This is a genomic window from Psychrobacter sp. Ps6 (assembly GCF_022129235.1).
In the GTDB taxonomy this organism is placed as follows: domain Bacteria; phylum Pseudomonadota; class Gammaproteobacteria; order Pseudomonadales; family Moraxellaceae; genus Psychrobacter.
Map to the genome: position 1 here is coordinate 1 of NZ_JADQAI010000026.1, position 4,730 is coordinate 4,730.

The window sequence follows — 4,730 nt, forward strand, 5'->3', positions numbered from 1 at the left end:
TGTTGAGAGCTATTCCATGTATGGCCCTATTACAGGTATTAAAAAAGAGGCCGTCAAAATGGGTGAAAAGCCAACCATTACTATTGAAGGTACTTGTAAAGCCTATACACAACACGATACCGGAATTTTAGTACACGATATTAATGTTAATACAGGTAAAACGGTAATTGGTGGCGTTGATCTTATGGCTTTAGCAGGCATTGGTCTTTAGGTTCTAATCGTTATCTTGATAACTATATAACAGCGTCTTCGGGCGCTTTTTTTATTGGAAAAAACACATGGAAAAAAGCTCTGTTTTACCATTCTTTCATCGCCGTGGTGATCATAAGTTAAACATTAAGACCATTTCTTTGGGGGACTTTCGCAAGTTGCCTTATGTTATGAAGGATGAATTATCATCACCAGAACAATTTAAGCAGTTTAAGGCCATGATTTTGGCATGTACTGATTTAACTGAACTTGAGTTTGAAGAGTTATCTGCCCCCGATTTTACACAGCTTCACCAAGATATTCGTGCTTTTATCCTAACGCCATCAGATGAGCTAAACGGTCAGCCTTTGACGGGAACTCAATTTGAATTTGATCTTCTATTTCCATTTAAAAATGAGCTAAATGAAGATATTGGCCATATTAAGTTCAAAGTACCGAAAGTAAAACACTCGGAAGCTCTGGCTAATATTGATGATCATTACGAACGTGAAGAGTTTATGTTTCGTGTGGTGTGCGACTTAGAAAAGCAAGATATGGATATGATGGCCATTAATGATTATTTGGCTATTAAACCTCAGGTCGGCGCTTTTTTTCAACTTGCGGGGGATTACTTTCGCCCCAAGACGTCGAAGCTTTAATTGATCTTATTCCTATGCATCGTAATACCACTGAAAGTGAATTGAGAGAGTGGTCTCAAGATCAGGCATTACGACGCTATGAACTGATTTTATCTAAGCTCGGGGTTAAACGATGAGTGAAAAAATTAGTTTTGTCTTAGATGCTACCGTTAACGGACTTCAAGATATTGTCTCTACAACTTCAGCAACCGAGCGATTAACTCAAGCGCTAGAAAGTCAACGTGGAGAGGTTAAATCACTAAACAGCCAGCTTCGTAATATTAAGGGATTTGAATCTGCAGAGCTTAAGGCTGAAAAGCTAGCCGCTCAGTTAGTTGAAACCAAGAAGACCATAAGCCGGTTGGATGATGAGATCATTCAGAGTAAGAAGAGTTCAACCCAATTAAGGGGAGAATACAGCCTTACTCAAAATGAAATTCGTGGTTTAAATGCTCAAATAGCCACAGCCTCTGATGAGAGATTAGTATCATTAAAGAATCAGTTGAAAGCTGCTGAGCTTCGACTTGAATCGTTAAATGTCGATATTCATCAGAGTAAAGCTCATACTAATTCGCTTTCTGTCGCTTATAAACGGGCAAGTGGCAAGGTTGAAACGTTAACGGGTCGGCAGGTTAAACAGAGTGCGACATTAAATAAGTTAAAGCAATCACTGCATAATGCCGGGATCAGCACAGACCATTTAGGAGAAGAGCAGCGACGATTAAAACTCCAAACCGATAAAGCTACTGCATCTCTTGAAAAGCAGAATGCACATTTAAAAGAGATGCAATCGATTCAAGGTCGCATCGATAGTCGAAAGGCAAAATTAGGTGAACTGGGTAGTCAAGCTACGGGACTGGCCGCTGCTGCAGCACCGATAGCGGGATCAATTTGGACAGCAGTTAAGAATGAAAGCTCTTTTGCGGATGTAAAAAAAGTCGTTGATATGAACGATGAGCAGGCTAAAGAGTTACAGTCTTGGGCGCTAAAAACCTCAACCACCACACCCATGAGTGCAAATGATGTCAATGCGATGTTAGCTGCAGGTGGACAAAGTGGTATTGCTGATATCAATGAGCTAAAAGAGTTTGTTTTAGATTCCTCTAAAATGGGCGTTGCTTTTGATATGGAAGCGGGTCAAGCGGGAGAAACTCTGTCTGTTTTCAAAGCGGCCTTAGGAGTTGATCAGAAAGGGGCAATGAATGTTGCTGGCCTTGCTAACTATTTATCAAATAACTCTAACGCTAAAGCTAAAGACATCGCAGGTGTGATGGCGCGTGAAGGGGCTTCAGCCAAGACTGGTGGCTTTAGTATCAATGAATCGACAGCGTTATCGGCCTCTTTATTGTCTCTGGGTATGGGAGAAGAACGAGCAGCAACCGCGTTAAAGAATATTTCTGGTCGTTTAACATTGGGCGATGCTGCAAGCGGTAACCAGAAAAAAGCTATGGCAGCTATTGGCTTAGATGCCAGTGATATTGCGGCAAATATGCAAAAGGACGCTTCTGGAACGTTAATTCATGTACTTGAAGCATTAAACCAAGCCCCAGAAGAAGATAAAAGTGCTTTATTGAGTCAAATTTTTGGGGAAGAAGCCAAAGGTGCTGTTGCTTCGCTCTCTGGTAATATGGAGAACTTCAGCAAATTACTCAAACTTTCCAAAGAAAACTCCTCAGTTCATCTCAACTCACTCGATAAAGAATATCAGTCTCGTATTAGTACCACTGAAAGTGGGATTGATATGTTCGTTAATAAGCTAAATCGTTTAAGTGTGGTCTTTGGTACTGCGCTGCTGCCGGCATTAAATTGGGTATTAGAACCATTAGGAAAAGGTGTTGATTTACTGGCTGATTTTGCCCAAGAAAATGAGGGTGTAACACAAGCTGTAGGTCTTGGTGTTGCTGCTTTTATTGGCTTAAAAGGTGCGTTATTAGCAGGTAAGGCGCTGTCTCTTGTGTTTGGAAATTCGATGGATAAAACCCGATTATTTACTAAAGGGTTAAATCGAGAAACTCAAGATGGTGGCCGGATTGCTGCTTTAGCCGCTAGACGTTGGCGCAGTTTAAATGAAGCTGTCGCAGCAAGTCGAGGGCCTACATCCTCAGGCGGAGGTCTTGGGCAAGAAAGTCGAAGAAGGACTAAGCGCTCTCGAATAAGACGCTCTTCAAGGAAGCGGGGGCTTGGTCGTGTCATTGATACAGTGGCCAACAGTCGTATTGCTCAAAATCTCAGTTCTGGTGTTCAATCTTTATTGGGATCAGGAAAAAATCCCATTCAAGCTATGGTTGCTCCATTACCCGCAGCTGTCCCAATGGTTAGAAGTTCATCCTCTGGGCTGGGTAATATCGTTAACGGCGTGACTGAAAGTCGTATTGGTAAAGGAGTAAGTGCAGGTTCTAAATCGTTACTTGGCCATGTTCGTCATAATCCGATGGGTTCTTTGTTAGCAGTGGCAGGCTCTGGATTGGCATTAGATCCGATGGCCGAAATGGCATCCGATGTGATTGGTATTGGTACGGATATTGCCGAAAAGGCAGGTAAAACTGGGCTTACTAAAGTATTAAAACCTCTTGGTATGGCCATGAGTGCTACTTCTGTGATTGATGGTGTTGCCCATGGTGATATGGAAAAAGCTGGTGGTGCATTAGGGGATCTTGGGGGCTCTATGGGAGGAGGCGCTCTTGGCGCGACCATTGGCACCATGATTTTTCCGGGGGTGGGTACAGCTATTGGTGGGTTACTCGGTTCCATTGCTGGTGGGATGGGAGGTGAAATGCTCGGAAGCTGGTTTGGTCGTAAATTAGATTCACCAGAAGAAACGGCTAAAAAAGTAGAAGCTGTTCAGTCTCAAGAAGCCTCAGCAAAGCAAAGTCCTCCCGTGACGTATTCACCTAGCTTTCAAATTCATGCCGCCCCTGGGCAAGATCCTAAAGTGATAGCGCAGGAAGTATCAAAACAAATTAATCATCAATTAGCTGCTCTTATGGGAGAGAACACCGTTTCTACTCAGTTTAGTTATGCTGCTATTGATAGGGATAGTTAGAGGTAAACATGCATCATCTTGTTATTGGTGAGTTTGTGTTTTCTGTTGGCGGTAAAACGCCAATCACTAAATTTGAACGAACATCCCCGGGAGCTTTTGCTGAAGTTGGACTTATATATGATGCTCGTTCTGAAAATGTAGGACGACCATTAGAAACTATTGATATTTCAGCAAAATGGCTCCAGTTTGGGGCTCATTTGGCTGTAGAACAATTACGTACCCTAATCGAGACACCGCAGCAAGTCAGTGATGGTCAGGGAATGAATTTAGGGAAATGGACGATTGGCCAACTAAAAGAGGGGAAATCATCGCTTATCCATAATGGTAAAGCCATGGTGACAGACATTATTTTACAGTTGAAGGAATACAGAGAATGGAAGTGATGGCCAAAGCGGGACCGTTAATCACAGATCTTCTTTTTCAGTATCTTGGCCAAGATAACGACCAAATAGAACATGCTTTCTATCGATTAAATCCTCACGTTCGACGTGAGGTTTTTCTTATTGATACTGAAGTTATTTTACCTGATGTTGAGCTAACGCCTAAAACTCAGCATGTCACAAAGTCTTGGGATTAATTATGTTTCATTTAATTGGTAAAAATGCAGATCTCATATTAGAGCGTTTAAAGTCGTGGCGGCTTAATGATGGTAATGGTACCGAAGGGGATAATGTGACCTTGGTGATCAGCTCCGATGATATTGACGGTATTCCCCCTAAAGGGGAGCGCTATTCGGTTCGCTTGGGTCATGTTGTTCGAGATGAGTTCCAGATCTCTAAACGCTCAGTTAATCTCTCTCCTAGAGAAATCACCTTAGTTTTGACTGTTGCTCCATTTTCAATAATGGATGAGAGCGGATA

The 4,730-nt window shown here is 42.3% G+C and carries 6 protein-coding genes; all 6 read left to right on the forward strand.

Features of this window, described 5'->3' with window-relative positions:
- Window positions 1-211, forward strand: a 211-nt coding sequence (locus I3255_RS13115; RefSeq protein WP_238039212.1) for a phage major tail tube protein, incomplete at its 5' end; no start/stop codon positions are given.
- Window positions 212-278: 67 nt separating this feature from the next.
- Window positions 279-848, forward strand: a complete 570-nt coding sequence (locus I3255_RS13120; RefSeq protein ID WP_138242122.1) for a phage tail assembly protein — start codon at window positions 279-281, stop codon at window positions 846-848.
- Window positions 849-960: 112 nt separating this feature from the next.
- Window positions 961-3,870: a phage tail tape measure protein gene (locus I3255_RS13125; RefSeq protein ID WP_238039213.1), complete on the forward strand. Its 2,910-nt coding sequence runs from the start codon at window positions 961-963 to the stop codon at window positions 3,868-3,870.
- An 8-nt stretch (window positions 3,871-3,878) separates the two neighbouring features.
- On the forward strand, window positions 3,879-4,253 hold the full coding sequence (locus I3255_RS13130; protein WP_238039214.1) for a phage tail protein: 375 nt from the start codon (window positions 3,879-3,881) through the stop codon (window positions 4,251-4,253).
- Complete coding sequence (locus I3255_RS13135) at window positions 4,244-4,447, forward strand: hypothetical protein (protein ID WP_238039215.1); 204 nt, start codon at window positions 4,244-4,246, stop codon at window positions 4,445-4,447. The genes I3255_RS13130 and I3255_RS13135 overlap by 10 nt, the downstream gene beginning before the upstream one ends.
- A gap of 2 nt (window positions 4,448-4,449) precedes the next feature.
- On the forward strand, window positions 4,450-4,730 hold a 281-nt coding region (locus I3255_RS13140; protein ID WP_238039216.1), incomplete at its 3' end, for a hypothetical protein.

Excerpts from the sequence above, each read along its gene's own strand:
- I3255_RS13120 (WP_138242122.1), top strand. The coding sequence starts at position 279 with ATGGAAAAAAGCTCTGTTTTACCATTCTTTCATCGCCGTGGTGATCAT.
- I3255_RS13135 (WP_238039215.1), top strand. The coding sequence starts at position 4,244 with ATGGAAGTGATGGCCAAAGCGGGACCGTTAATCACAGATCTTCTTTTT.
- I3255_RS13130 (WP_238039214.1), top strand. The coding sequence starts at position 3,879 with ATGCATCATCTTGTTATTGGTGAGTTTGTGTTTTCTGTTGGCGGTAAA.
- I3255_RS13125 (WP_238039213.1), top strand. The coding sequence starts at position 961 with ATGAGTGAAAAAATTAGTTTTGTCTTAGATGCTACCGTTAACGGACTT.